The 23,501-nt window shown below is 42.8% G+C and carries 21 protein-coding genes; 15 read left to right on the top strand and 6 right to left on the bottom strand.

Annotated elements, in window-relative coordinates:
* Positions 1-67 precede the first annotated feature (67 nt).
* Entirely contained in the window at positions 68-1,477 is a 1,410-nt protein-coding gene (gene glnA, locus C9J41_RS16725; protein ID WP_005372511.1) for a glutamate--ammonia ligase, read from the bottom strand.
* 576 nt (positions 1,478-2,053) lie between these two features.
* Between glnA and typA the strand changes: the two genes are divergently transcribed.
* Positions 2,054-3,880, top strand: a complete 1,827-nt coding sequence (typA, locus tag C9J41_RS16730) for a translational GTPase TypA (RefSeq protein ID WP_107207785.1) — start codon at positions 2,054-2,056, stop codon at positions 3,878-3,880.
* Positions 3,881-4,060: 180 nt separating this feature from the next.
* On the opposite strand, the gene C9J41_RS16735 is transcribed toward typA, so the two are convergent.
* Entirely contained in the window at positions 4,061-4,699 is a 639-nt protein-coding gene (locus C9J41_RS16735; RefSeq protein ID WP_107207784.1) for a DUF2959 domain-containing protein, read from the bottom strand.
* A 178-nt stretch (positions 4,700-4,877) separates the two neighbouring features.
* Between C9J41_RS16735 and C9J41_RS16740 the strand changes: the two genes are divergently transcribed.
* The 3 genes from C9J41_RS16740 to C9J41_RS16750 are packed head-to-tail and all read left to right on the top strand — an operon-like array spanning position 4,878 to position 7,205.
* On the top strand, positions 4,878-5,789 hold the full coding sequence (locus C9J41_RS16740) for a virulence factor BrkB family protein (protein WP_107207783.1): 912 nt from the start codon (positions 4,878-4,880) through the stop codon (positions 5,787-5,789).
* Positions 5,786-6,223 carry a D-aminoacyl-tRNA deacylase gene (gene dtd / locus C9J41_RS16745; protein ID WP_045084559.1) on the top strand — a complete coding sequence of 146 codons (438 nt, stop codon included), beginning with the start codon at positions 5,786-5,788 and terminating at the stop codon, positions 6,221-6,223. The genes C9J41_RS16740 and dtd overlap by 4 nt, the downstream gene beginning before the upstream one ends.
* Before the next feature lie 58 nt (positions 6,224-6,281).
* Complete coding sequence (locus C9J41_RS16750) at positions 6,282-7,205, top strand: bifunctional GNAT family N-acetyltransferase/hotdog fold thioesterase (protein ID WP_107207782.1); 924 nt, start codon at positions 6,282-6,284, stop codon at positions 7,203-7,205.
* Here C9J41_RS16750 and C9J41_RS16755 read toward each other — a convergent pair.
* From C9J41_RS16755 to hslR, 4 genes are all read right to left on the bottom strand, one after another.
* On the bottom strand, positions 7,157-9,154 hold the full coding sequence (locus tag C9J41_RS16755; RefSeq protein WP_107294804.1) for an AsmA family protein: 1,998 nt from the start codon (positions 9,152-9,154) through the stop codon (positions 7,157-7,159). The two genes, C9J41_RS16750 and C9J41_RS16755, sit on opposite strands and share 49 nt — an antisense overlap.
* A gap of 182 nt (positions 9,155-9,336) precedes the next feature.
* Positions 9,337-10,968 carry a phosphoenolpyruvate carboxykinase (ATP) gene (gene pckA / locus C9J41_RS16760; protein WP_107207780.1) on the bottom strand — a complete coding sequence of 544 codons (1,632 nt, stop codon included), beginning with the start codon at positions 10,966-10,968 and terminating at the stop codon, positions 9,337-9,339.
* Between the two features lie 303 nt (positions 10,969-11,271).
* Positions 11,272-12,150: an Hsp33 family molecular chaperone HslO gene (gene hslO / locus C9J41_RS16765; protein WP_107207779.1), complete on the bottom strand. Its 879-nt coding sequence runs from the start codon at positions 12,148-12,150 to the stop codon at positions 11,272-11,274.
* A 167-nt stretch (positions 12,151-12,317) separates the two neighbouring features.
* Positions 12,318-12,728, bottom strand: a complete 411-nt coding sequence (gene hslR / locus C9J41_RS16770) for a ribosome-associated heat shock protein Hsp15 (protein ID WP_107207778.1) — start codon at positions 12,726-12,728, stop codon at positions 12,318-12,320.
* A gap of 281 nt (positions 12,729-13,009) precedes the next feature.
* Between hslR and gspC the strand changes: the two genes are divergently transcribed.
* Genes gspC through C9J41_RS16825 form a run of 11 tightly spaced genes read left to right on the top strand, consistent with a single transcriptional unit; the run spans position 13,010 to position 23,499 of the window.
* Positions 13,010-13,897 (top strand): type II secretion system protein GspC, encoded by an 888-nt coding sequence (gene gspC / locus C9J41_RS16775; RefSeq protein WP_107207777.1) that lies wholly within the window; start codon positions 13,010-13,012, stop codon positions 13,895-13,897.
* Positions 13,898-13,956: 59 nt separating this feature from the next.
* The gene (gene gspD, locus C9J41_RS16780) at positions 13,957-15,969 is read left to right on the top strand and encodes a type II secretion system secretin GspD (RefSeq protein ID WP_199187123.1); all 2,013 of its coding nucleotides are present in this window, start codon (positions 13,957-13,959) and stop codon (positions 15,967-15,969) included.
* Positions 15,969-17,471: a type II secretion system ATPase GspE gene (gspE, locus tag C9J41_RS16785; RefSeq protein WP_107294805.1), complete on the top strand. Its 1,503-nt coding sequence runs from the start codon at positions 15,969-15,971 to the stop codon at positions 17,469-17,471. Before gspD ends, gspE begins: the two co-directional genes overlap by 1 nt.
* A complete protein-coding gene (gene gspF / locus C9J41_RS16790; RefSeq protein ID WP_107207774.1) occupies positions 17,471-18,697 on the top strand; it encodes a type II secretion system inner membrane protein GspF in 1,227 nt (408 codons plus the stop codon). The genes gspE and gspF overlap by 1 nt, the downstream gene beginning before the upstream one ends.
* Before the next feature lie 19 nt (positions 18,698-18,716).
* Positions 18,717-19,160: a type II secretion system major pseudopilin GspG gene (gspG, locus tag C9J41_RS16795; RefSeq protein ID WP_005372551.1), complete on the top strand. Its 444-nt coding sequence runs from the start codon at positions 18,717-18,719 to the stop codon at positions 19,158-19,160.
* A 9-nt stretch (positions 19,161-19,169) separates the two neighbouring features.
* The gene (gene gspH / locus C9J41_RS16800; RefSeq protein WP_107207773.1) at positions 19,170-19,757 is read left to right on the top strand and encodes a type II secretion system minor pseudopilin GspH; all 588 of its coding nucleotides are present in this window, start codon (positions 19,170-19,172) and stop codon (positions 19,755-19,757) included.
* Entirely contained in the window at positions 19,747-20,106 is a 360-nt protein-coding gene (gene gspI / locus C9J41_RS16805; protein ID WP_107207772.1) for a type II secretion system minor pseudopilin GspI, read from the top strand. The genes gspH and gspI overlap by 11 nt, the downstream gene beginning before the upstream one ends.
* Positions 20,093-20,743, top strand: a complete 651-nt coding sequence (gene gspJ, locus C9J41_RS16810) for a type II secretion system minor pseudopilin GspJ (protein ID WP_107294806.1) — start codon at positions 20,093-20,095, stop codon at positions 20,741-20,743. The genes gspI and gspJ overlap by 14 nt, the downstream gene beginning before the upstream one ends.
* Positions 20,740-21,753 (top strand): type II secretion system minor pseudopilin GspK, encoded by a 1,014-nt coding sequence (gene gspK, locus C9J41_RS16815; RefSeq protein ID WP_107294807.1) that lies wholly within the window; start codon positions 20,740-20,742, stop codon positions 21,751-21,753. The genes gspJ and gspK overlap by 4 nt, the downstream gene beginning before the upstream one ends.
* Positions 21,722-23,017 carry a type II secretion system protein GspL gene (gene gspL / locus C9J41_RS16820; RefSeq protein ID WP_233220417.1) on the top strand — a complete coding sequence of 432 codons (1,296 nt, stop codon included), beginning with the start codon at positions 21,722-21,724 and terminating at the stop codon, positions 23,015-23,017. The genes gspK and gspL overlap by 32 nt, the downstream gene beginning before the upstream one ends.
* On the top strand, positions 23,017-23,499 hold the full coding sequence (locus C9J41_RS16825; protein ID WP_105061428.1) for a type II secretion system protein M: 483 nt from the start codon (positions 23,017-23,019) through the stop codon (positions 23,497-23,499). The genes gspL and C9J41_RS16825 overlap by 1 nt, the downstream gene beginning before the upstream one ends.
* Positions 23,500-23,501: the final 2 nt, after the last annotated feature.

The following is a 23,501-nucleotide window of genomic DNA, read 5'->3' on the forward strand; positions in this document are numbered from 1 at the left end:
ACAAGATCAAAAAGGCCTGCTTGTGAAGCAGGCCTAAGTATTTAATGTTTAGTAATTAAGTGATTACTTAAACAGAGTAGTAAAGTTCAAACTCTAGTGGGTGAGTTGTCATGTTTACTTTCTCAACGTCTTGAGATTTCAGTGCGATGTAAGAATCGATGAAGTCATCAGAGAATACGCCGCCAGACGTTAGGAACTCACGGTCGTCGCTTAGTGCTTGTAATGCGCCTTGTAGCGATTCTGCAACTGTTGGGATTTCAGCTGCTTCTTCTGCTGGTAGGTCGTACAAGTCTTTATCCATCGCTTCGCCTGGGTGGATCTTGTTCTGGATACCGTCAAGGCCAGCCATTAGCATTGCAGCAAATGCTAGGTATGGGTTAGCCGCTGGATCACCGAAACGTACTTCGATACGACGTGCTTTAGGGCTTGGTACTACAGGAATACGGATAGACGCTGAACGGTTACGCGCAGAGTAAGCTAGCATTACTGGAGCTTCAAAGCCTGGAACTAGACGCTTGTATGAGTTCGTAGCAGGGTTAGCAAATGCGTTGATTGCACGCGCATGCTTGATGATACCACCGATGTAGTAAAGTGCCATTTCAGAAAGGCCGCCGTACTTATCACCAGAGAATAGGTTTACACCATCTTTTGCTAGTGATTGGTGAACGTGCATACCAGAACCGTTATCACCTACTAGTGGCTTAGGCATAAAGGTTGCTGTTTTACCGAATGCGTGTGCAACGTTATGAACAACATACTTGTAGATCTGAATTTCATCCGCTTTTGTTGTTAGCGTGTTGAAACGTGTTGCGATTTCGTTTTGACCTGCTGTTGCTACTTCGTGGTGGTGAGCTTCAACAACTAGACCCATTTCTTCCATGATTAAACACATAGCAGAACGGATGTCTTGTGATGAATCAACAGGTGCTACTGGGAAGTAACCGCCTTTAACACCTGGACGGTGACCTTTGTTACCGCCTTCGAAATCAGAACCGGTATTCCATGCAGCTTCTACGTCATCAATTTTGAAGAAAGAGCCAGACATGTCAGTGTTAAACTTAACATCGTCAAATAGGAAGAATTCTGGCTCAGGGCCGATAAGAACCGTGTCTGCGATACCTGTTGAACGCATGAACTCTTCTGCACGCTTCGCGATAGAGCGAGGATCACGGTCGTAACCTTGCATTGTTGCTGGCTCTAAAATATCACAACGGATATTTAGCGTAGCGTCTTCAGTGAATGGGTCTAGTACCGCGCTTGATGCGTCAGGCATCATTACCATGTCTGATTCGTTGATACCCTTCCAACCTGCAACTGAAGAGCCATCAAACATTTTACCTTCTTCGAAGAAATCAGCATCAATTTGATGAGATGGGATCGAGATATGCTGTTCTTTACCTTTTGTATCGGTAAAACGTAGGTCAATAAACTTAACTTCATTTTCCTGGATCAGCGCTAGTACGTTTTCTACTGACATCTTGAGTAACCTCCGGTGTTATATAAGGGCATGGCCGCAAATCTAGTGTTGCTCATTTCTGAGAATGAGCAGTTCTGAATGTTCTTAAGCGAAAACCATGCCAATTTTTAAAAGCTTTAAGAATGCGGTTTTTACGCATTGCTAAAGCTTAATTAATCCATTTTTGCACTATATTGATGCATTGATGCACTGTTTTGGTGCATCGATGTGTCATTAACAATAATAGAACATGCTTACTATCGCGATGTTAAAAATTATTGTCAATTCATAATCTCCTTAAAAAAGAGTTTTTATTATTAAAGGAGAACTGTGTACCTCTAATGATGTTTTTATCCGTAGGGAGTGAGAAAACAGGGTTAAGTGGGGATTTATGGTCTGAATAGAAGGGTTCAAAAAAATAAAATCAGGCCAAAAAGCGAGTAAAAATGCGGCTCTAGAGCATGGTCATAAAAAAGCTGGTGATATAAATCACATATTTCGTGGGTTTTGGCGTAAAATCTGTTAAATTATGAGCCGTTTTTTTAATCAAGTAGCCTCTAGTGAAGATGCTGCATGTTCTGAGTGAATGTGAAACTAATGTCTAATCAATCGATCGATAAATTAAGAAATATCGCAATTATTGCTCACGTTGACCATGGTAAAACTACCTTGGTTGATAAACTTCTACAGCAGTCTGGCACGTTAGAGGGTCGCGGCGAAGCCGAAGAACGTGTGATGGATTCTAACGATATCGAGAAAGAGCGTGGCATTACCATTCTTGCTAAGAACACAGCAATCAACTGGAATGACTACCGCATCAACATCGTAGATACCCCTGGACACGCCGATTTCGGTGGTGAAGTAGAGCGTATCATGTCTATGGTTGACTCTGTATTGCTTATCGTTGATGCAGTTGACGGCCCGATGCCTCAAACTCGTTTCGTAACGCAAAAAGCGTTTGCATACGGTCTTAAGCCAATCGTTGTTATCAACAAGATTGACCGTCCAGGTGCACGTCCTGAGTGGGTTATGGATCAAGTATTTGACCTATTCGATAACCTTGGTGCAACTGACGAACAGCTAGACTTCCAAGTGGTTTACGCATCAGCACTAAACGGTTGGGCAACACTAGAAGAAGGCGAAACTGGCGAGAACATGGAACCATTGTTCCAATCTATCGTTGATAACGTTGCAGCGCCTTCAGTAGATGTTGATGGCCCACTACAGATGCAAATCTCTCAGCTAGATTACAGCTCTTACGTTGGTGTTATCGGTGTTGCGCGTATTACTCGTGGTACAGTGAAAGCTAACCAACAAGTCACTATCGTAAGTGCTGACGGTTCTAAGCGTAACGGTAAAGTAGGTACAGTTCTAGGTTACCTAGGTCTTGAGCGTCATGAAGTTGAAGAAGCGAAAGCGGGCGACATCATTGCAATCACAGGTCTTGGCGAGCTTAAGATTTCTGACACTATTTGTGATCAGAACTGTGTTGAAGCGCTAACGCCTCTTTCTGTTGATGAGCCAACAGTTACTATGACTTTCCAAGTAAACAACTCTCCGTTTGCTGGTAAAGAAGGTAAGTTCGTTACTTCACGTAACATCCTAGAGCGTCTTCAAAAAGAACTAGTACACAACGTTGCACTACGTGTTGAAGAAACAGCTGACCCAGATAAATTCCGCGTATCAGGCCGTGGTGAACTTCACCTATCTATCCTGATCGAAAATATGCGTCGTGAAGGCTACGAGCTAGCAGTATCACGTCCAGAAGTTATCATCAAAGAAGAAGACGGCCAGCTAATGGAACCGTTTGAAACTGTGACAATCGACGTGGTGGAAGAGCACCAAGGCGGTATCATGGAAAATATCGGTCTTCGTAAAGGTGAGCTAACTGATATGGCACCAGATGGTAAAGGCCGTGTTCGCATGGACTTCATGATGCCTTCTCGTGGTCTTATCGGTTTCCAAACTGAGTTCATGACACTGACTTCAGGTTCAGGTCTTCTTTACCATACGTTTGATCACTACGGTCCTCACAAGGGCGGTACTATCGGTCAGCGTAACAACGGTGTATTGATTTCTAACGCAACAGGTAAAGCACTGACTTATGCATTGTTTAACCTACAAGAGCGTGGCCGTCTATTTGCTGAGCACGCAGACGAAGTTTACGAAGGTCAGATCATCGGTATTCATAACCGTTCTAACGACCTTACAGTTAACTGCCTGAAAGGTAAGCAGCTTACAAACGTTCGTGCTTCTGGTACTGACGAAGCGCAAACTCTTTCTCCAGCTATCAAGTACACACTTGAGCAAGCACTAGAATTCATCGATAACGATGAACTAGTAGAAGTGACACCTTTAAGCATCCGTATTCGTAAGAAACTTCTTACTGAAAACGATCGTAAGCGTGCTGGTCGTACAAAGTAATTACTGATTAATTTCATTAGTTATTAAGCAATCCCTCGGTTGGTAACAATCGGGGGATTGTTGTATCTGAAGGGTGGAAATATGGGGGGATTGTGGCGAATGGTTGAAGATAAGTGTCGGGCAGGGAAGTTAGGGCAAAGAAAAGGTGAGCCGCTGGCGCTGACTCACCTTGTCGATAGCTTATTTCTTTAGATGACCAATAAAGCGGTTAGATTCTGCAATAGCGCTGTTCATATCGCGGATTGCTTGTTGGATCTCGCGTTGCAGTGAGTTGAACTCACCTTGTAGTGAGCCAATGGCGGCAGCATTTAGGTTATGCTTTAGGTATAATGTGTTATCACGCAAAGTATCTAACACCGGCTCCATTTTTTGCTCTGCACGTTTCATCGCAGATAGCATTTTTTGATACTGTACTTTGGTAGCGCGTAGCTTGTTTGCACTATCACGTTTCAGTGTTGCACTCTTATAAAGCGCAAGCTCGTCATTCCATTCTTCAAACAATGCATCAGCCACATCTTCAATAGCAGCGATACGATCTTTGACTTTATTGACTGCTGCTTCACTGTCTTTGTATTGATCATTAACGTCATTGTATGCGGCTTCTAACTCACCACCATTGAAATTATTTAATGCTTTAAGCCCTTCAAGCGCACTGGTAAATTGCTGTTGTGCATCTTTTTGTGCTGCGTTGGCGTCTTCTACCCGATCAACCATGATGTCACGTTTGTGGACGCCAACTTGCTCCATCGCTGAGTAATAGGCTGATTGACAGCCTGAAAGTAAGCTAACGCTAAGTAAAATAGCAAGAAAATAAGGCATGTTATGCTCCTAGTAAGGCATGCTGCGCTGAAATAAATCAATCTTAACGTTTGTTCTAACAAGAGAGAATTGATTGATAAGACGCAAATAAAGAGTTGAGAGAAGGCAAAAAAATGAAAGCCTTTTCACAATGTGTATAAGATTAATAGAACAAAGTTATAAGGCTGACAACAAACCAATGGCGAAGTTGCAATTAGGTCCCAAAATCCATCTGATGATGGATTATTTTTCGTATTTAATCCAGCGAGTGAATCATGATCGTTTAACGGTTACCGCAGGCTCAATGGCTTATGTCACTTTATTATCACTGGTGCCGCTCATTACTGTTGTTATTTCGGCGTTATCAGCAGTGCCAGTATTTGCAGGGCTCGGTGAGCAATTACAAAACTTTGTGATCGAGAATTTCGTACCAGCGGCTGGCGCGGTCGTGAAAACCTACTTAAATGAGTTCGTTTCTAATGCTGGCAAAATGACGGCTGTCGGTATTGCGGCTTTGTTTGTGGTTGCCATGATGTTGATTTCATCAATAGATACCTCGTTAAATTATATCTGGCGAATTAAACAGAAACGTCGTTGGGTTATTTCATTTTCAATCTATTGGATGATTTTAACGTTAGGACCGATTCTGTTGGGTTCTAGTATTGCGGTAAGCTCTTACCTTGGTTCACTGGCATTGCTTGAACATCAAGCATTACACGGCCTTTTACAGCAGTCCTTACGCTGGTTTCCTTCTCTTATGTCTAGCTTGGCATTTTTATTGCTCTACTTATTAGTGCCGAATGGTAAAGTGACGTTCCGCCATGCACTGATTGGTAGTCTAAGTGCGAGTATTTTATTTGAGCTAAGTAAGAAAGGTTTTGCGATTTACCTCGCGCATTTTCATTCTTATCAGATGATTTACGGCGCCTTAGCTGCAATTCCTATCTTATTTGTTTGGATTTATTTATGTTGGTGCATTGTTTTACTGGGCGCAGAGATCACCGCTAGTTTAGGTGAGCGTGGTTTTTGGGATCAGGCTAATCAGTTATCATTACCGACAGAGCAAAAATCGGATGACACGTCGCAGAATATGAAAGAGGAAGAAAAATGATTGCACTGATCCAACGAGTTACTGAGGCTAGCGTGACAGTGGATGGACAGATCACTGGCGCCATTGGCAAAGGCTTGTTAGTGCTGTTAGGCGTTGAAAAAGGTGATGACGAAGCAAAAGCACAAAAGCTGCGTGATAAAGTGCTCGGTTACCGTGTCTTTAGTGATGACGATGGCAAAATGAATTTAAACGTGCAGCAGGCGGGTGGCAGTGTGTTGGTGGTTTCACAATTTACGTTAGCGGCGGATACTAAAAAGGGTATGCGGCCAGGTTTTTCGAGTGGGGCTGCACCTGTTGATGCTGAACGTCTTTATGAATATTTTGTCGAACAATGTAAGGTAAAAGAAATTCAGACAGAAACGGGTATCTTTGCTGCCGATATGCAAGTAGCACTAAATAACGATGGTCCAGTGACGTTTTGGCTACAAGTCTAGAAAATCACATTAGTATCAGATATACACCATAAACCGAGAATGGAAAGAGAGGGAATTCATGTTTCGATTAGTGACGCCTCAAACAGATGAGCAGTTGGCGAGCTATTACCATTTTCGTTGGCGGATGTTGCGTGAACCTTGGCAGATGCCACAAGGCTCTGAACGTGATGCGTATGATGAATTGAGTGAACATCGTATGATCATCAATAATCGTGATCAGGTGGTGGCGATTGGGCGTTTATATTTAACGCCTGATAATGAGGGACAAGTACGTTACATGGCGGTTGATCCTAATGTTCGCCGCCATGGTTTAGGTGGCTTAATTTTAATGGCTTTAGAGTCACTCGCAAGGCAAGACGGTGCTAAGCGGATGGTGTGTAATGCCCGTGAAGATGCTATTCCTTTTTATTTAAAAAATGGTTTTGCCAGTGAAGGTGAATTGAGTGATGAGCGAGGTCCTGTTCGTCACCAACAAATGCTGAAACATCTAGAGCCATTAAATGAAGTTGTGCGTCATCCTGAATGGTGTCAGGAGTTACAAACACTGTGGCAACAACAGATCCCGATCAGCGATAAAATGGGGATAAAAATCAACCAATACACAGGTTATCGCTTTGAGGTGAGTGCGCTGTTTAATGCTAATTTAAACCCCAATGAGTTTATGTTTGCGGGGAGCATTTTTACCATGGCAACCTTAGCGGGATGGGGTTTTATTTGGTTATTGCTGAAAGAACGTGGATTAGAGGGCAATATCATTTTGGTTGATAGCCATATCCGCTATTCAGCACCTGTGACTGAACGACCTAAAGCGGTGAGCACCATAGAAAACTTACGTGGTGATATTGATCGCTTAGCGAAAGGTCGTAAAGGTCGTATCAGTGTCGATGTGAATGTGTATAGCGGTGGTAAAGTTGCTTCCAGTTTTACCGGTACTTATTTGATCTTGCCGCTACACGTTGAAAACGAATTCACTTCTATTTGATCGGCATGCCAACGACGATCGACTTGTTGGCAGTTTTCCTTTAATACCCACTCCAGTTGTTGCTGTGTTGGGAGCGCCAGATCCCATTGACTGGTGAGTGATAGGCTAAAATTATCATTGCTTGCGAGCCAAGTAGGAATGGTAATTCTTCCCCTTTCAGCCGTGATATTCAGTGGCGATAGTATTAATGCTTGAGCATTACTATCGCTATTTTCATTGCTGCTACCTAATACCGTACCGAGTAAATTCCCTTTTGTTTTCCAATGAGTGAGTAATTGGGTTGGTGCAATATTATCTAAATGAATATCTCTAAAGGTGAGAGCGGTTTGTCCAGATAAACTGTAATTGAAGCTTTGGCGATTACTTGCTAATCCTTGTGCGTGTAATGTTCCGTCAATTTTACCGTTTAATGGCAGTGGTAATTTGAACCAACGATAAATGAGAGCAGCGGGAACACTATCGCTAGAGATAGAAAGAGACCAAGGCTGACCTTGTTGTGCTAATTGAATATCCGCATTAGCTGTTAGCATGCCATCAGTAAAAGGTAAGACAAATTTATTGATCGCCCAATCGCCATTGGCACTGCTCATTTCTACAATCGGATCGATAAAAACAATTTGGTTGATGCTGGCAAAGCCAAGGCTGGTATCAAGGTTGCCTTGCCATAAGCCCCATTGATGCTGATGCTTTACTACTACACCATTACCATCAATATTGATCCCGGCGAGTTGAAACGGTAGCTGAGTGTCTGTTGATGTTAACTGTATATTATTGATATCAAGCTTATCGATAGTTAGCTCTGATAGCCTTGAGGTTAATGTTTTTGTCGTATGGAACCAGTGTGGAGGAAGAAAGCCTTTTATTCCTGAGGCCAACAATTTTTTTAGTTTGATCTTGTCAGGTGAAATGTCACCATCCATACGTATATAACCATTGAGTAACTGAGCCGAAATACCCTGACTGTTGATCTTTTCCGGCATGAAATTCAGCTCAACGATCGGTTGTTCAAATACGATATCGTGCCATTTCGCATTACTGGCACTCACAGATAAATGGGCGTTATCTTGTTGCCAGTAACTGTTAGGCCATGACCAGTTTTCTAATGACAAACTAATATTATCAGCAGCCCAAATAGGTTGTTCAATACTACTATCTAAAACGTCAGCGCGTTTAATCATGATATGACGAACGGGTGTGGCATCTGCTAACCATTGCGGCCATGCGGCTAATGGTTGTGATTGTTGGATGCGAAGGTTGGTTAGCGTGAGTTGATCTAACGTTAATAACTGGGTGTCACTGTTATAGTTTGCCGTACCATTAAAGTTCGCTTGTTGCCATCTCCCTGAAAATCCTGTCAGTTGCCACTGTTGCTTCTGTTTTGTCCCGTTTAATAACAGATTTTCTAGCGTTTGATTGTGCCATGTTATTTGAGGAACGCTTAATTGAAACTGCCCGCTAAATTGCAGCCACCAAGGTTGCTGAGGATCAATATATTGCCAATTATCGATTTGAAGCTGTGCATGGTTGATTGTTATCGCGGGAGTGGCTATTGAGAGATCATTAATTGCTAAACGATCAATAGAAAAGGCTGAGAGTTGTTCAAATTTATCCCATTGCTGATGATGTAAATCGATCCCATCAATAATGACATTGGAAAACACCAGACGCTGCGTTTGTAATGAACGTGATGAAAGTTCGAGAGAGATACTGTCAACTGACAATAAGGTTTTATTCGCCTTTTTTACAGTGAGTGGTTGAAGCGTTATTTGTAGTGGTTGTTTTATATCATAGTGTAATTGTGTTTCAGCTAACTGATAGTGGGAGAAAAAGGCGAGGGTATGGTTGAGTATGGGAGTGGCATAGCGGGTTTGCAGCAATACGAGCAGTGCCACAATACTCAGTCCGCCAAGCAGTAATACAGAAGCAATAAGTTTGGCAACCCAACGCATAATTCATTCCCTGAAAGCCATTAACACATTTTATTATCTATATGATGAGATTGGCGCAAATATCAGTACTTGGCAAGATATGTGAGTCGGATTTGAGGCACGCTATGGTTTTGAATTTATAGTAGATCAGTGATGTGAGAGATAAAAAAGCCCCTACCGATAGGGGCTGGGTTGTTTGACACTTAATCGAGCTGCGGGCCTGCTTTGACTAAAGACTCGCCTTCTGCGGTATCAGTATATTTATCGAAGTTTGCGATAAATCGACTGGCAAGATCTTTGGCTTTACTTTCCCATTGTAGTGGGTCGGTATAGGTATCACGAGGATCTAGAATTTCAGAGGCGACACCGGGTAATGCCGTTGGTACGGTTAAATTGAAAATAGGAATTTGTTTGGTTGGTGCGCTATCAATTGAGCCATCTAAAATCGCATCGATAATGCCACGAGTATCTTGGATCGAAATACGTTTACCGGTGCCATTCCAGCCTGTATTGACTAAGTAGGCTTCAGCTCCCGCAGCTTCCATACGTTTCACTAACACTTCAGCATATTTTGTTGGGTGGAGGGTTAAAAAAGCATTACCAAAACATGCAGAGAAAGTCGGTGTCGGCTCTGTAATACCACGTTCCGTTCCCGCGAGTTTTGCAGTAAAACCTGATAAGAAGTGATATTTAGTTTGCTCGGGGGTTAGCTTTGATACCGGAGGTAATACACCAAAAGCATCTGCCGATAAGAAAATAACCTTATTGGCATGGCCACCTTTTGAGATAGGTTTTACGATATTATTGATATGATAAATCGGGTAAGACACGCGAGTGTTTTCTGTTTTTGAATTATTATTAAAATCGATAGAACCATCATTACGTACGGTTACGTTCTCCAGTAACGCATCACGACGAATAGCATGGTAGATATCAGGTTCAGCTTCTTTTGAAAGATTAATGGTTTTTGCATAACATCCACCTTCAAAGTTAAACACACCGTTGTCATCCCAACCATGCTCATCATCACCAATTAATGCTCGCTTAGGATCCGTTGATAAGGTTGTTTTACCTGTGCCAGATAAGCCAAAAAAGATAGCGGTATCACCATTTTCCCCTATATTGGCAGAGCAATGCATAGAGGCAATGCCTTTGAGAGGTAAAAAGTAGTTCATCATCGCGAACATCCCTTTTTTCATCTCACCGCCATACCATGTACCGCCAATAAGTTGCATTTTTTCAGAGAGGTTAAATACCGTGAAGTTCTCTGAGTTCATGCCGTGCTCTTGCCATTTAGGATTAGTACACTTCGAGCCATTCATGATCACAAAGTCGGGCTCAAATGTTGCTAACTCTGCTTCTGTTGGGCGAATAAACATGTTTTTAACGAAGTGTGCTTGCCAAGCGACTTCAGTGATCACTCGAATACATATACGTGTATCAGGGTTAGCGCCACAATAGCCATCTACCACAAAAAGACGTTTGTTAGAGAGTTGCGCTGTTACGAGAGATTTAAGATCATGCCATGCTTGTTGGCTAAGTGGTTTATTATCGTTTTTGCCTTGATCTGACCACCACAAGGTATCTTGGGTGGTGTCGTCTTTGACAATAAATTTATCTTGTGGTGAACGACCAGTAAATATCCCTGTATCAACAGCAATTGCACCGAGCTCGGTGACAATGCCTTTTTCAAACCCTTTTAACTCTGTTTTCGTCTCTTCTGCGAACAGTATTTCGTAAGAAGGATTACGAATCACATCTGTAACATTGAGTATTCCGTATTGGGACAAATCCATGTTCGTTGCAACCTTATTATCGACACACATTGTGCTCATTGGCGCTCCTTGGGTAAGATGTTGTTTAACTATTAACCATAACGGGCTAAATCAGGGATATACATCATAAATAACCCTAGCTTTTGCAAAGGCTAACGGGCGTGTGAATTAGATGTTTTTATTTAGTTTACAGGGCGGTTAAAGCAGAAATCTAGGGGGTTGAATTATTATTTCTGGTGAAAAAAGAAGCGCTTTTTAGTGATTCACTTTCAAGTTTTAGCTGGAATGTTGTTTTGCAATATGAGAAAGCCGGCATATATGCCGGCTTTGTAATTATATTTCAGGCTTAATACGAAGCGAGAATTAATGAACCTTGCTATCGTCAGCATTGCCTGCATTTTCACGAAGTGCTGCAATATCAATGCTATCGAAGTCATAGTCGGTACCACAGTAATCACAATGCAGTGATACTTTTCCATCTTCCGCTAAGATTTTTTCAATCTCGTCAGGGTGAAGGCTAATAACTGCTGAACCACTACGATCACGAGAGCAGCTACATTCAAAGCTGACGGCTTGTGGTTCGAATACTTTTACTTCTTCTTGGTGGTATAAACGGTACAGTAGATCTTGTGCATCTAAGCTAAATAGTTCGTCATCTTTTACCGTATCAGTAATTGTTTCTAAGTGCTCAAAATCGCTTTCACCGCCCTGACCATCGGGCATTACTTGTAATAGCATACCCGCAGCTTTAGGTTGGCCTTCAAACTCACCGGTACGTAGCCAGATACGTGTTTTTAGCTGCTCAGAGTTTTTAAAGTAAGTCTCTAAACATTCCGCCATGGTTTCACCTTCAAGACCAACGACACCTTGGTAACGCTCACCTTTGGTAGGAAGGATTGTGATCACCATGTAGCCTTTGCCCATTAGATCATGGATAGTGCTACCGTCTTTAATGTCACCTTCCCAACGAGCTACACCACGTAGCTTTTGGTTCTGATCGCCATTAATCACAGCGAGGCTAACAGGACCATCACCTTGTAATTGTACCGTGATTGAGCCTTCAAATTTTAGCGTTGCTGTTAATAGACTGGTTGCGACTAACAATTCACCAAGTAGTGTTTTGATTGGTGCTGGGTACTCAGTGGTTGAAAGAATTTGTTGGTAAGTATCACCTAACTGTACTAACTCACCACGTACTGAAACGCCATCAAATAGGTAACGGTTTAAAAAATCTTGTGTCATTTTCTCTTTCTCTCCAGCTGTGGTGCCAACCCTGCATCATATTTGGTAGTGCATCTAAGTGCGTTATACCCAGTATTTCAATGAACTCATGTGGCTCAGCATTTGGCTTACTTGATATAAAGTACTCTGCTATTACCAACGATGAATTGATTAAGGCTGGCAACCTTTTATTCTGATGTATTGATGTTTTTGAATCTCATGATGTCACGACGCTGTTTTTTATCTGGTCGTTTGATCGGACTCGGACTATCAAAAGCATTGAGTTTGCGCATTTGTGCATGGCGTTCCCGTAATTCAATACTTTGTGCTGTTTCTTGATATAGCAATTGTGCTTCCGGTGCACCACGGCGGGTATCAGAGATTTTTTCGATGGTAACGGTCTTTTCATCGTTACCTTGGCGCAATTTTACTTCTGCGCCAACTTCAACCATCTTACTTGGTTTTGAGCGTTGTCCGTTATATTGCACTTTGCCGCCATCTATCATCGTGCGAGCAACAGAACGTGTTTTATAAAAACGTGCAGCCCATAACCATTTATCAAGACGAACCTGTTTTAGTTCGGATGTCGCTTGACCCATAACGGTTCCTTTATTCAAAGGGGCGATAAAATATCATATTGTTTTAATAGCGTCAGCTATCACCTATTTCTAATAAATGGTGATGTTAATCGGGGTTTTCAATCATCAAGCAAGAATTTATTACAAATTATCGTTAGTCTTTTGAGTAATTTGCTTCTTTTTTACAATAATGAATAGCATTCAATGTGTTAAAAAGAGATCATAAAAGTTGATTACAATACCCCTTGTTTATATAGGGAGCGATAATATACCTCCCGATATTCATTGAATGGATTTCCACTATGCAAGTATCTACATGGCTGCCCATGATAATCACAAAGCGCCCGCTATCTCAGCGTACACTTACACGACTACTAACGTGGCTACTAGTGGTTATTTTAGCGTGGATTTCTGGTCGTATGGTGTGGATGTTATTAGCGCCGCCAGCGACAGTGGCACCTTGGCAAGCGAAGTCAGTAAAAGTGGCTACATCAGGATCTGATATTAATGTCGGTAACTTATTGTCCATGAATCTATTTGGGCAATATAACGCGCAGCCAAAGCCGGTTGAAGCCACGGTTAAAAAAGACGCGCCACAAACGCGATTGAATTTAAAGTTGGTTGGGGTTGTCGCGAGCAGTGATCCTCAATCCGCCTTTGCCGTGATCACAAACAACGGTAAGCAGAATACTTATGGTGTCAATGAAGTTGTTGATGGTACCCGTGTGACATTAAAAGCGGTGTATAACGATCGCGTTATTATTAGCAATAGTGGTCGTGATGAAACCGTGATGCTTGAGGGATTAAAATTCTCTAAATCAGCCCAGCCAGCTACGCAAAAATCAACCTCGAATAACGCGACTAAACCGAATGTCGACAGCTCGAAATTAGCTGAGATCAAAAAGAAAATTTTAGCTCAACCTCAATCTCTATTTAGTTATATCCGCTTATCTCAAGTGAAGAAGGATGGCGAAGTACAGGGATATCGAGTGAATCCGGGTAAAGACCGAATTTTATTTGATTCTGTTGGCCTGAAAGCGAATGATTTAGCGGTGGCGATTAACGGAAATAGCCTGACCGATCCAAGTGTGATGGCAAAGCTCTGGGCTGAGCTTTCTTCAGCGACTGATTTTACTTTGACGGTTGAACGCGGCGGTCAAGTTCATGATATTCACATTGAACTGCAATAATAGCAGTGCATTGCGTGACAAAAAAGACGAAAACGCAGGAGTTTTTTGTGAAAAAATTAATGGGTAAAAGTGCCCTATGGTTAGCAAGTAGCTTGCTTTGTAGTTCGGCAATGGCTGATGAGCTAAGTGCTAATTTCAAAGGGACAGATATTCAAGAGTTCATCAATATTGTTGGACGTTCATTACATAAGACGATCATTATTGATCCTGCGGTTCGTGGTCAGGTAAATGTGCGCAGTTATGATCTTCTTAATGATGAGCAGTATTACCGTTTCTTCCTTAACGTATTGGAAGTCTATGGTTTTGCTGTTGTGGAAATGGAAGATGGCGTACTCAAAGTTATTCGTGATAAAGATGCCAAAACCTCTGCTATCCCAGTTGTGGGCGCGAATGACAGTAATGTGCCTGGTGATGCTGTGGTTACGCGTGTGATTGCAGTAAAAAACGTGTCAGTGCGAGAGCTCTCCCCATTATTACGCCAACTTAACGATAATGCGGGTGCGGGTAACGTTGTTCACTACGATCCTGCCAATATCATTATGATCACTGGTCGTGCTGCGGTGGTTAACCGCTTAGCGGATATTATTGAGCGTGTCGATCGTGCTGGTAATAAAGACGTGACCGTCGTGTCGCTGAATAATGCTTCAGCACCTGAGATGGTGCGTATCGTTGAGGCGTTAAATAAAAGTGCTGATGCGAAATCAACCCCAGGATTTTTGATCCCGAAAGCGGTAGCAGATGAGCGTACCAACTCAGTATTAATTTCAGGCGATCCTAAAGTTCGGGAACGTTTAAAAGCCTTGATTCATAAGCTTGACAAAGAAATGGCAGCAAGCGGCAACAGTCGCGTTATTTACTTAAAATATGCCAAAGCCGCTGATATGGTTGATGTGCTAAAAGGCGTGTCTGAAAATATCCAAGCGGCAAATAAGAGTAACACGCCACAAGTGAGTCAATCGAGTAAAGATGAAGTCATGATTTCTGCGCATGACGCGACTAACTCTCTGATTATCTCTGCGCCAAGTGATGTGATGAATAAACTTGAGTCGATTATCTCTCAATTAGATATTCGTCGTGCCCAAGTCCATATCGAAGCCATGATTGTTGAAGTACAAGAAGGTGACGGTGTTGATTTCGGTGTGCAGTGGGGCTCACAAGACGGCGGTGTTATCCAGTTTGGTAACAGTGGTGCACCAATTGGTGGTTTGCTATCTGCGCAAGAAGCAGCGAAAGACAAAACGACAACACAAAAACGTTACGATCCTGATACCGGTGCGGAATTACCCCCTATCGTGACGACAGAAAGTGGTGATTTAGCACCAATGGCTGCTTTCCTTGGTGGTGTGAAAGGGGCTGCAGCTGCAATTGCATTGGGTGATTGGACGGCGTTAGTGACAGCCGTTCAAGCAAACCGAAATGTGAATGTATTATCGACACCGAATATCACGGTATTGGATAACCAAGAAGCGAATTTATCGGTTGGTCAGGAAGTCCCTGTGACGACTGGTTCACAAACCGGCTCTAATAACGATAATCCGTTTACTACGGTTGAGCGTAAGGATGTCGGTATTCGACTTAAAGTCACCCCGCAGATCAACGAAGGGGACTCGGTTCAAATGAAGATTGAACAGGTTGTCTCGCAAGTGGCTGATGCTAATGGTGCCGTTGATATTCGTTTTGATAAGCGAGAGCTAACCACATCGGTATTGGTTAAAGACGGTAACATGATCGCTTTAGGTGGCTTAATGCAAGAGAAGACCCTTGAATCTGAGCAAAGAGTGCCGATTTTAGGTGATATTCCTGTGCTTGGTGCGTTATTCCGCTCTACCAATAACCAAACTGAAAAAACCAACCTAATGGTTTTCATTCGCCCAACTATTTTACGTGATGGGATGAGTGCTGACGGTTTGACTCAGCGTAAGTACAACTATATTCGTGCGCAGCAGTTATACAAAGCAGAGCAAGGTATGCGCTTGATGGACGCAGATATGCCGGTATTACCAAAATACGGTGAAGACATGGATTTACCAGCTGAAGTGCGTGCCTTTGTTTCTCAGTTGGAGCAACACTAATGGCTGATGGGTTTTTAGAAACAGAATCAATGGTAACGTTTCGATTACCTTTCTCTTTTGCCAAACGCCATCATGTGGTGGTAGAGGCTGGTGAGCAAGGATGGCAACTCTATTTCAGTGGACAACTGTCTGCTGCAGTACTTGCTGAAGTGCGCCGAGTGCTAGGTTGCTGTTTTACGCCCATCGCATTAAATGACAGTGAGTTTGAGCAAAAGTTAACACAAGCATACCAACGTGATTCATCAGAAGCACGCCAGTTAATGCAAGATTTGGGCTCTGATAGCGATGATTTCTTTGCGCTTGCTGAAGACTTACCTGAAACAGAAGATTTGCTGGAATCGGAAGATGATGCACCTATTATCAAATTGATCAATGCCATGTTGGCCGAAGCGATCAAAGAAGGGGCATCTGATATCCACATCGAAACCTTTGAAAAAGTACTGTCAATCCGTTTTCGTATTGATGGCATGTTACGTGAAGTCTTACAGCCAAGTCGTAAATTGGCACCGCTGCTTGTTTCACGTATTAAGGTTATGGCAAAGCTTGATATTGCAGAAAAACGTATTCCTCAAGATGGTCGTATTTCACTGCGAATTGGTGGTCGTGCGGTTGATGTACGTGTATCAACCATGCCTTCTTCTCATGGTGAGCGAGTCGTATTGCGTTTATTAGATAAAAACGCGACACGCCTTGATTTGCATAGCTTAGGTATGACGCAGGAAAACCATCAAGCGTTTAGAAAAATTATCGAGCGTCCACACGGTATTATCTTGGTCACAGGTCCGACAGGTTCGGGTAAGTCCACGACGTTGTATGCGGGTTTGCAAGAGCTAAACAGTGCTGAGCGCAATATCTTAACCGTCGAAGATCCGATTGAATTTGATATTGATGGCATTGGACAAACGCAAGTTAATAGCAAAGTTGATATGACGTTTGCGCGAGGTTTGCGTGCCATTCTTCGTCAAGATCCCGATGTGGTGATGATCGGTGAGATCCGTGATTTAGAAACTGCAGCTATTGCTGTTCAAGCATCACTGACAGGCCATATGGTGTTATCTACCCTCCACACTAATACTGCGGTCGGGGCGATCACCCGTTTACGTGATATGGGTATTGAACCTTTCTTAGTGTCATCGTCATTGCTTGGGGTGTTAGCCCAGCGATTAGTGCGTACGCTATGTCAAGATTGTCGTCAGCCTTATGAAGCCGATAGCCAGCAGAAAAAGCTATTTAATTTAGCTGAATCTGAACCACTGACATTATATCGCCCATCTGGTTGTGAGCACTGTAACCAAAAGGGTTATCGTGGTCGTACGGGTATTCATGAACTATTGCTGGTGGATGAACAAGTACAAGAGTTGATCCATGGCGAGGCGGGTGAGCAAGCGATTGAGAAATACGTGCGTCAATATACACCGAGTATTCGTGATGATGGTTTAGCGAAAGCACGTCAAGGGATCACCACACTTGAAGAAGTGATGCGTGTGACGAAGGAGGGCTAATGGCGGCATTTGAATATAAAGCCTTAGATGCCAAAGGCCGACAGAAAAAAGGGGTGATTGAGGGGGATACTGCCCGTCAAGTACGCCAACAATTACGTGAAAAAGGCATGGTGCCGATAGAGGTTACTCAAACCTCAGGTCAAAGTCGCAGTAAAACCCCGACGCGTAAACAGTTCAGCTTTAAACGTGGGATCAGTACCAATGAACTTGCCCTGATCACCCGTCAGTTAGCAACACTGGTACAAGCCTCAATGCCATTAGAAGAATGTATCAAGGCGGTTGCTGAGCAAAACGAAAAGCCACGTCTAAAAAACATTTTATTGGCGGTGCGTTCTCGGGTAGTAGAAGGATATACCTTAGCTGACAGTATGGCGGAATATCCTCATATTTTTGACCAACTCTTTCGCGCCATGGTGGCGGCGGGAGAAAAATCGGGCCACCTTGATACGATTTTAAATCGTTTGGCAGACTACACCGAAAACCGGCAACAAATGCGCAGTAAATTACAGCAAGCGATGATCTATCCCATCATGTTAACGCTTGTCGCTGTGTCTGTGGTGGCATTTTTGCTAGCAACGGTTGTGCCTAAAATTGTCGATCAATTTGTACAAATGGGGCAACAATTACCAACCATTACCGAAGTGTTATTGGCAGCAAGTAATTTTGTTCAGCATTGGGGATTAGTGGTCGTTGTGGTGATTGTATCAATCATTGCTTTGATCAAGACAGCCCTCAAGCAGCCTAAGTATCGGATGAAGTGGGATCGCGGGATCTTACATGTACCAGTGATTGGTAAAGTCGCACGAGGGTTAAATACCTCACGTTTTGCGCGAACATTATCGATTTGTACATCCAGTGCGATTCCATTACTGGATGGGATGAAGGTCGCTTCTGATGTTATGACCAATACGTATGTGAATAAGAAAATTTTATCTGCCGCAGATAATGTACGTGAGGGGGGAAGTCTACGAGTATCCCTTGAGCAAACCAAATTGTTCCCACCGATGATGCTACACATGATCGCGAGTGGTGAACGAAGTGGCGAGTTAGAGCAAATGCTAACCCGTGCAGCAGATAACCAAGATCGTGATTTTGAATCACTTGTTAATATGGCACTAGGGGTCTTTGAGCCATTATTAATTGTCGCTATGGCTGGGGTGGTAATGTTTATTGTTATCGCAACCTTAATGCCAATTATTGAACTGAACAACATGGTTGGGATGTAGTTTTTCTTCGGAGGTTTTAATGCAACAAAAACAACGTGGTTTTACCCTATTAGAAGTAATGGTGGTAATTGTTATTTTGGGCGTATTGGCGAGTTTAGTCGTTCCCAATCTATTAGGTAACAAAGAAAAAGCTGACCAACAAAAAGTTGTGACAGATATTAGTGCGCTTGAACAGTCTTTAGAAATGTACAAGTTAGATAACAGCGTATATCCAACAACCGATCAAGGTTTAGAGGCATTGGTGACAAAGCCGTCTTCTTCTCCTGAGCCGCGTAATTACCGTGATGGTGGTTATATTAAGCGTCTACCTAAAGATCCTTGGGGTTATGAGTACCATTATGTGGCACCAGGTGAACATGGCGCGATTGATATCTTTAGCTTAGGCGCAGATGGTCAAGAAGGTGGTGATGGTGTGAATACCGACATCGGTAACTGGAATATGTTGGATTACAACAAGAAGTAATAAGTCTTTATGATGAAGCGTAGTGCAGGTTTTACTCTCATTGAAATGATGTTGGTGCTGGTGTTACTCGCAACCAGCGCAGTTGCGGTGATCTCAACTTTACCGGATAACAAACGAGATGAGGTAAAAGAGCAAGCAGTACGTTTTCATCACCTCGCCCAACTATTGGGTGAGGATGCAATGCTTAATGGTGTGGACTACGGCATTCGTGTTGAGCCACACCAATATAATTTTTTGCAATTAACTCAAGATGGCTGGCAACCGCTAGAAGGTGCAAAATTTTATACCGATGTGAAGTTGGACAACGCGATTACAACTCAGGTTGAGATTGGCGGAGCGTGGAAAGATAAAGACCGACTTTTTAAATCAGATTCACTGTTTAAAGATGAAGACTTATTTACAAAGTCAGACGAAGAAAAGAAAAAGATCAAACCTCAAATTGTGGTTATGGCCAGTGGTGAATACACACCGTTTACTTTACGTTTTGAAGTCGACGGTGAAAATCAATTTTGGCGAGTCAGCGCCGATGAAGTGGGTAATTTAGTCTTGCTTAAGCCAGGTGAAACCTTAGAACAGGCAACAAAACGTGAGAAGTAAACAAGGTTTTACCTTATTAGAAGTGTTAGTTGCCTTAGCCATTTTCGCTGTTGCTGCGCTGGGTATTATGAAAGCGGTTAGCCAACACTTAAATACGCTGGGCTATTTAGAAGAAAAAACCTTTGCTGCGATGGTGGCTGATAATGAACTCGCGCAATTACATTTAAGCGGTCAGTATCCAACCTCAAGTAAGACAGGTAAGTCGACATTAGCCGATCGTGAATGGTATTGGACGGTAAAAAGTGTCAAAACGCAGCAGAGCTTATTACGCCAAATTGAGATTTCGGTAGCAAGCGATCCACAGCGTGAACATTCGGTAATAACGGTAAAGACTTATGTCGTCAATTAATCATTCCCGCCAGCGCGGTTTTACGTTACTGGAAGTACTTGTTGCAATAGCTGTTTTTGCCATGCTGAGTTTATCCGCTTATCAAGTCATGAATAACGTGATGCGTAGTGATGCGCAATCAAAAGATCATAACCAAAGATTAAAAGAAATACAGCGTGCCACGATTATGATGGATAACGATTTTCGTCAAATTGTTGCCCGTAAAAGCAGGCTTAATGGCGAAGAGCCTAACGATAAAGTGTTACAAGCTGGTGAGTACCTTTTGGATTCGAGTAGCGATGGGATCATGTTCGTGCGAACAGGCTGGCAAAATCCCCAAGCCATGTTTCCACGCGGTGATGTTACCCGCGTTGGCTATCGTGTGGTTGACGATCAATTAGAGCGTATTTGGTTTCGCTACCCAGATAATGTTATTGGTGAAAAGCCACTGGTTAAGGTGTTATTAGATGGTGTGACTAAATTGCAGTTTTCCTTTTTCACCGATAAAAAATGGCAAGATAAATGGGATACCGCAGATAAGTTACCAGAAGGTATAAAAGTGACGATGACACTGAAAGATTTTGGTGAAATTGAGCGTATTTATCTCGTACCTACATCTGCATTATCTGCTTCTGCTGATTCGGAGCAATCACAATGATGAAAAAACAGCGCGGTGTCGCGTTAATTGTGGTGCTTTTGCTGGTCGCGTTAATGAGCTTGATCGCTGTGCAAATGACGGGACGTTTACAACATAATTTTCATCGTGTTGAGAATCAAATTCAGCATCAGCAGGCGTATTGGTACAGTTTAGGGGTTGAAGCGTTAGCTGAAAAAGGTCTCGCTTTAACGTTTAAAGACAGCAAGATCATCGACTTAACTCAGCCATGGGCGATAGAAGATCAAACCTATCCGATTGATGGTGCGGTAGTCACCGGTAGCATGTTTGATAAGCAAGCTTGCTTTAACATTAATGCGCTTGGTGCTGTAAAACCCGTCGCTGATGGCAGTAAGCAGCCATTTTTGGTGACCTACTTTCAAAACATCATGATCGACAGTGGTGTTGATGATTATTCTGCAGAACAAATCGCAGATTCTAGCTGGGAATTTATTGATAAGAATACCACGGTGCAATCAAGCTACGGTGGTGAAGACAGCACGTATGAAGCATTTCAACCACCTTACTTACCCCCTAATGGTTGGTTAGCGGATCGCAGTGAATTACGTGCGGTTAACGGGGTGACGGCTGATATTTATGAGAAAGTAAAAGGCTTGGTGTGTGCATTGCCAACCGATGACTTTAAACTCAATGTAAATACGATCACTCAAAGACAGGCTGTATTACTGTCAGCTTTATTTTCGCCAGAGCTTTCATTGGACGCTGCAAAAAAAATTATTAAAGATCGCGATGCCCGTCGTAAAGGGTGGGATAGCGTTGATGATTTCATGAAAGAGCTACCACAAGGCGATCAAGCTGATAAACAAGAACAACAGAAAAAGTACTTAACGGTCAGCAGTAACTATTTTTCATTAGATGCTGAAATACAAATAGATAACGCCAGATTACGAGCGGTAACGCTATTTAAACGAGATGATAATAACAAGGTGACGGTAGTACGTCGCCAGTATGGAGGAATCCGTGAGCGAATTTCTGACGATAAGACTGAGTAGTCGGCCTGAGGTGCCGGTGCAATGGCTTGTCTGGTCGCCACAGCAGAACGAAGTGATTGCATCAGGTCAGTTAGCTGATATCACGCAATTAGATCAGCTAGTGGAATATGCGGGTACTCGGCCGGTATATGGTTTAGTGCCTACCAGTGAGATGCTATTAACACAAGTTACTATTCCTGCAGGCAGTAGCCGCCAATTGACCGCTGTTTTACCTTATCTCTTAGAAGAAGAATTGGCGCAGGATGTTGAAAGTTTACATGTTCAGTTGCTGCATCGGGAAGATGATGTTGCAACGGTAGCGCTTATTGAGCATCAAAAGATGCTGCAATGGTTATCAGCATTTAAAGAATGTGGTTTAGAGCTAAAAAAAGTTATTCCAGACTGTTTGTGTTTGCCGTTGTTTGATGATGGTTATAGTGCTGCTGAAATTGAAGGGCAATGGTTGATCCGTCAATCAGAGTTTATGGGGATTTGTGCGGAAACGAGTTGGTTAGATGCATGGTTCAGTGCCCAAAAAGCGCCAATTATGTTAGCTGCAAGTGATGATGACGAGGACAACGACGAAGAGGCAGAGCAAGCTGCCATTGAATCTGCGGTGGCGGATGTTGAATCGAATCCAAGTCAAGTTGTCATACACCACTATACATCAGCACCTCAAGGTGTCAGTGGGCGTTGGCAAGCACATGCACCGGAGCTCGTGATGCAACTGTTAGCGTTAGGGGCTGCGGGAAGTAAAGTTAATTTACTATCAGGGGCTTATAAACCACAAGCTGCTTGGCGTAAGCATTTAAAACCATGGCGTAAAGTCGCGATTGCCGCAAGTTTAGTACTTGTAGCTGTAGTCGGAGAACACGTGATGGCGTTACAACAGCTAGAGCATCAAGCTAAAGCGTACCGTGCTGAAAGTGAGCGGATCTTCCGTCAGGTTTTACCTCAGTTTAAACGTATTCCGTCACAGAGTTATTTGAAAAATCAAATGAACGCAGCATTGAAAAGCTTAGGTGGGCAGGGAGCGGGTAACGGTATTTTAATGTGGTTAAGTGAGTTAAAGCCGGCATTATCAAAAGCACCGAGCGTGAAAATTGTTAATCTAAAATACGATCAAAAGCGGGGCGAACTGCGTTTACAAGCAACGGCTTCTGACTTCCAAGATTTTGAGAAATTACGTAGTGTGTTGACGAAAGACTTTACCGTTGAGCAAGGTCAATTAAGCAAAGAAGATGGCTTAGTCAGTGGTGCCGTCGTGCTAAGGAGAAAAGCATAATGGCAGAAATTAAAGCATGGTGGAAAGCATTAAGCCAGCGAGAGCAGTATCTTGTTATGGGTGCTGGCGGTGCTTTATTGCTAGCTATCTTATACTGGGGACTATGGCAACCATTAAATCAACGCACTGAATTAGCACAAACACGTATTCAAAGTGAACGTCAGCTATTGTCATGGGTTGAAGGTAAAGCAAATAAGATCACGGCGTTTAAGCGTGCTGGTGGTACGGTAAATGTCAGTGACAAAGGACTTAACCAAGTGGTAAATGAAACGACGGAACGTTTTAAGATTGAATTGATCCGTATGCAACCACGTAATGATGCGATTCAAGTATGGGTGAAGCCTGTACCGTTCAATGCATTACTTAATTGGCTCTCTTACCTGCAAGATAACTTTGGGATTGAAACGCAATTTATTGATATCTCGAAAACTGATCAAAATGGCATGGTTGAAGTAAACCGATTACAGTTAGGACGAGGTTAAAG

Source organism: Photobacterium sp. GB-50, assembly GCF_003026755.1.
Classification (GTDB): Bacteria; Pseudomonadota; Gammaproteobacteria; order Enterobacterales; family Vibrionaceae; genus Photobacterium.

Bases quoted from the DNA above. Each gene is read 5' to 3' on its own strand.
- pckA (WP_107207780.1), bottom strand. From the start codon at position 10,968: ATGAGCACAATGTGTGTCGATAATAAGGTTGCAACGAACATGGATTTG.
- gspH (WP_107207773.1), top strand. From the start codon at position 19,170: ATGATGAAGCGTAGTGCAGGTTTTACTCTCATTGAAATGATGTTGGTG.
- typA (WP_107207785.1), top strand. From the start codon at position 2,054: ATGTCTAATCAATCGATCGATAAATTAAGAAATATCGCAATTATTGCT.
- C9J41_RS16740 (WP_107207783.1), top strand. From the start codon at position 4,878: ATGGCGAAGTTGCAATTAGGTCCCAAAATCCATCTGATGATGGATTAT.
- gspJ (WP_107294806.1), top strand. From the start codon at position 20,093: ATGTCGTCAATTAATCATTCCCGCCAGCGCGGTTTTACGTTACTGGAA.
- dtd (WP_045084559.1), top strand. From the start codon at position 5,786: ATGATTGCACTGATCCAACGAGTTACTGAGGCTAGCGTGACAGTGGAT.
- gspF (WP_107207774.1), top strand. From the start codon at position 17,471: ATGGCGGCATTTGAATATAAAGCCTTAGATGCCAAAGGCCGACAGAAA.
- gspC (WP_107207777.1), top strand. From the start codon at position 13,010: ATGCAAGTATCTACATGGCTGCCCATGATAATCACAAAGCGCCCGCTA.
- hslR (WP_107207778.1), bottom strand. From the start codon at position 12,728: ATGGGTCAAGCGACATCCGAACTAAAACAGGTTCGTCTTGATAAATGG.
- gspK (WP_107294807.1), top strand. From the start codon at position 20,740: ATGATGAAAAAACAGCGCGGTGTCGCGTTAATTGTGGTGCTTTTGCTG.
- gspE (WP_107294805.1), top strand. From the start codon at position 15,969: ATGGCTGATGGGTTTTTAGAAACAGAATCAATGGTAACGTTTCGATTA.
- C9J41_RS16825 (WP_105061428.1), top strand. From the start codon at position 23,017: ATGGCAGAAATTAAAGCATGGTGGAAAGCATTAAGCCAGCGAGAGCAG.
- C9J41_RS16755 (WP_107294804.1), bottom strand. From the start codon at position 9,154: ATGCGTTGGGTTGCCAAACTTATTGCTTCTGTATTACTGCTTGGCGGA.
- hslO (WP_107207779.1), bottom strand. From the start codon at position 12,150: ATGACACAAGATTTTTTAAACCGTTACCTATTTGATGGCGTTTCAGTA.
- C9J41_RS16750 (WP_107207782.1), top strand. From the start codon at position 6,282: ATGTTTCGATTAGTGACGCCTCAAACAGATGAGCAGTTGGCGAGCTAT.
- C9J41_RS16735 (WP_107207784.1), bottom strand. From the start codon at position 4,699: ATGCCTTATTTTCTTGCTATTTTACTTAGCGTTAGCTTACTTTCAGGC.
- glnA (WP_005372511.1), bottom strand. From the start codon at position 1,477: ATGTCAGTAGAAAACGTACTAGCGCTGATCCAGGAAAATGAAGTTAAG.
- gspD (WP_199187123.1), top strand. From the start codon at position 13,957: ATGGGTAAAAGTGCCCTATGGTTAGCAAGTAGCTTGCTTTGTAGTTCG.
- gspG (WP_005372551.1), top strand. From the start codon at position 18,717: ATGCAACAAAAACAACGTGGTTTTACCCTATTAGAAGTAATGGTGGTA.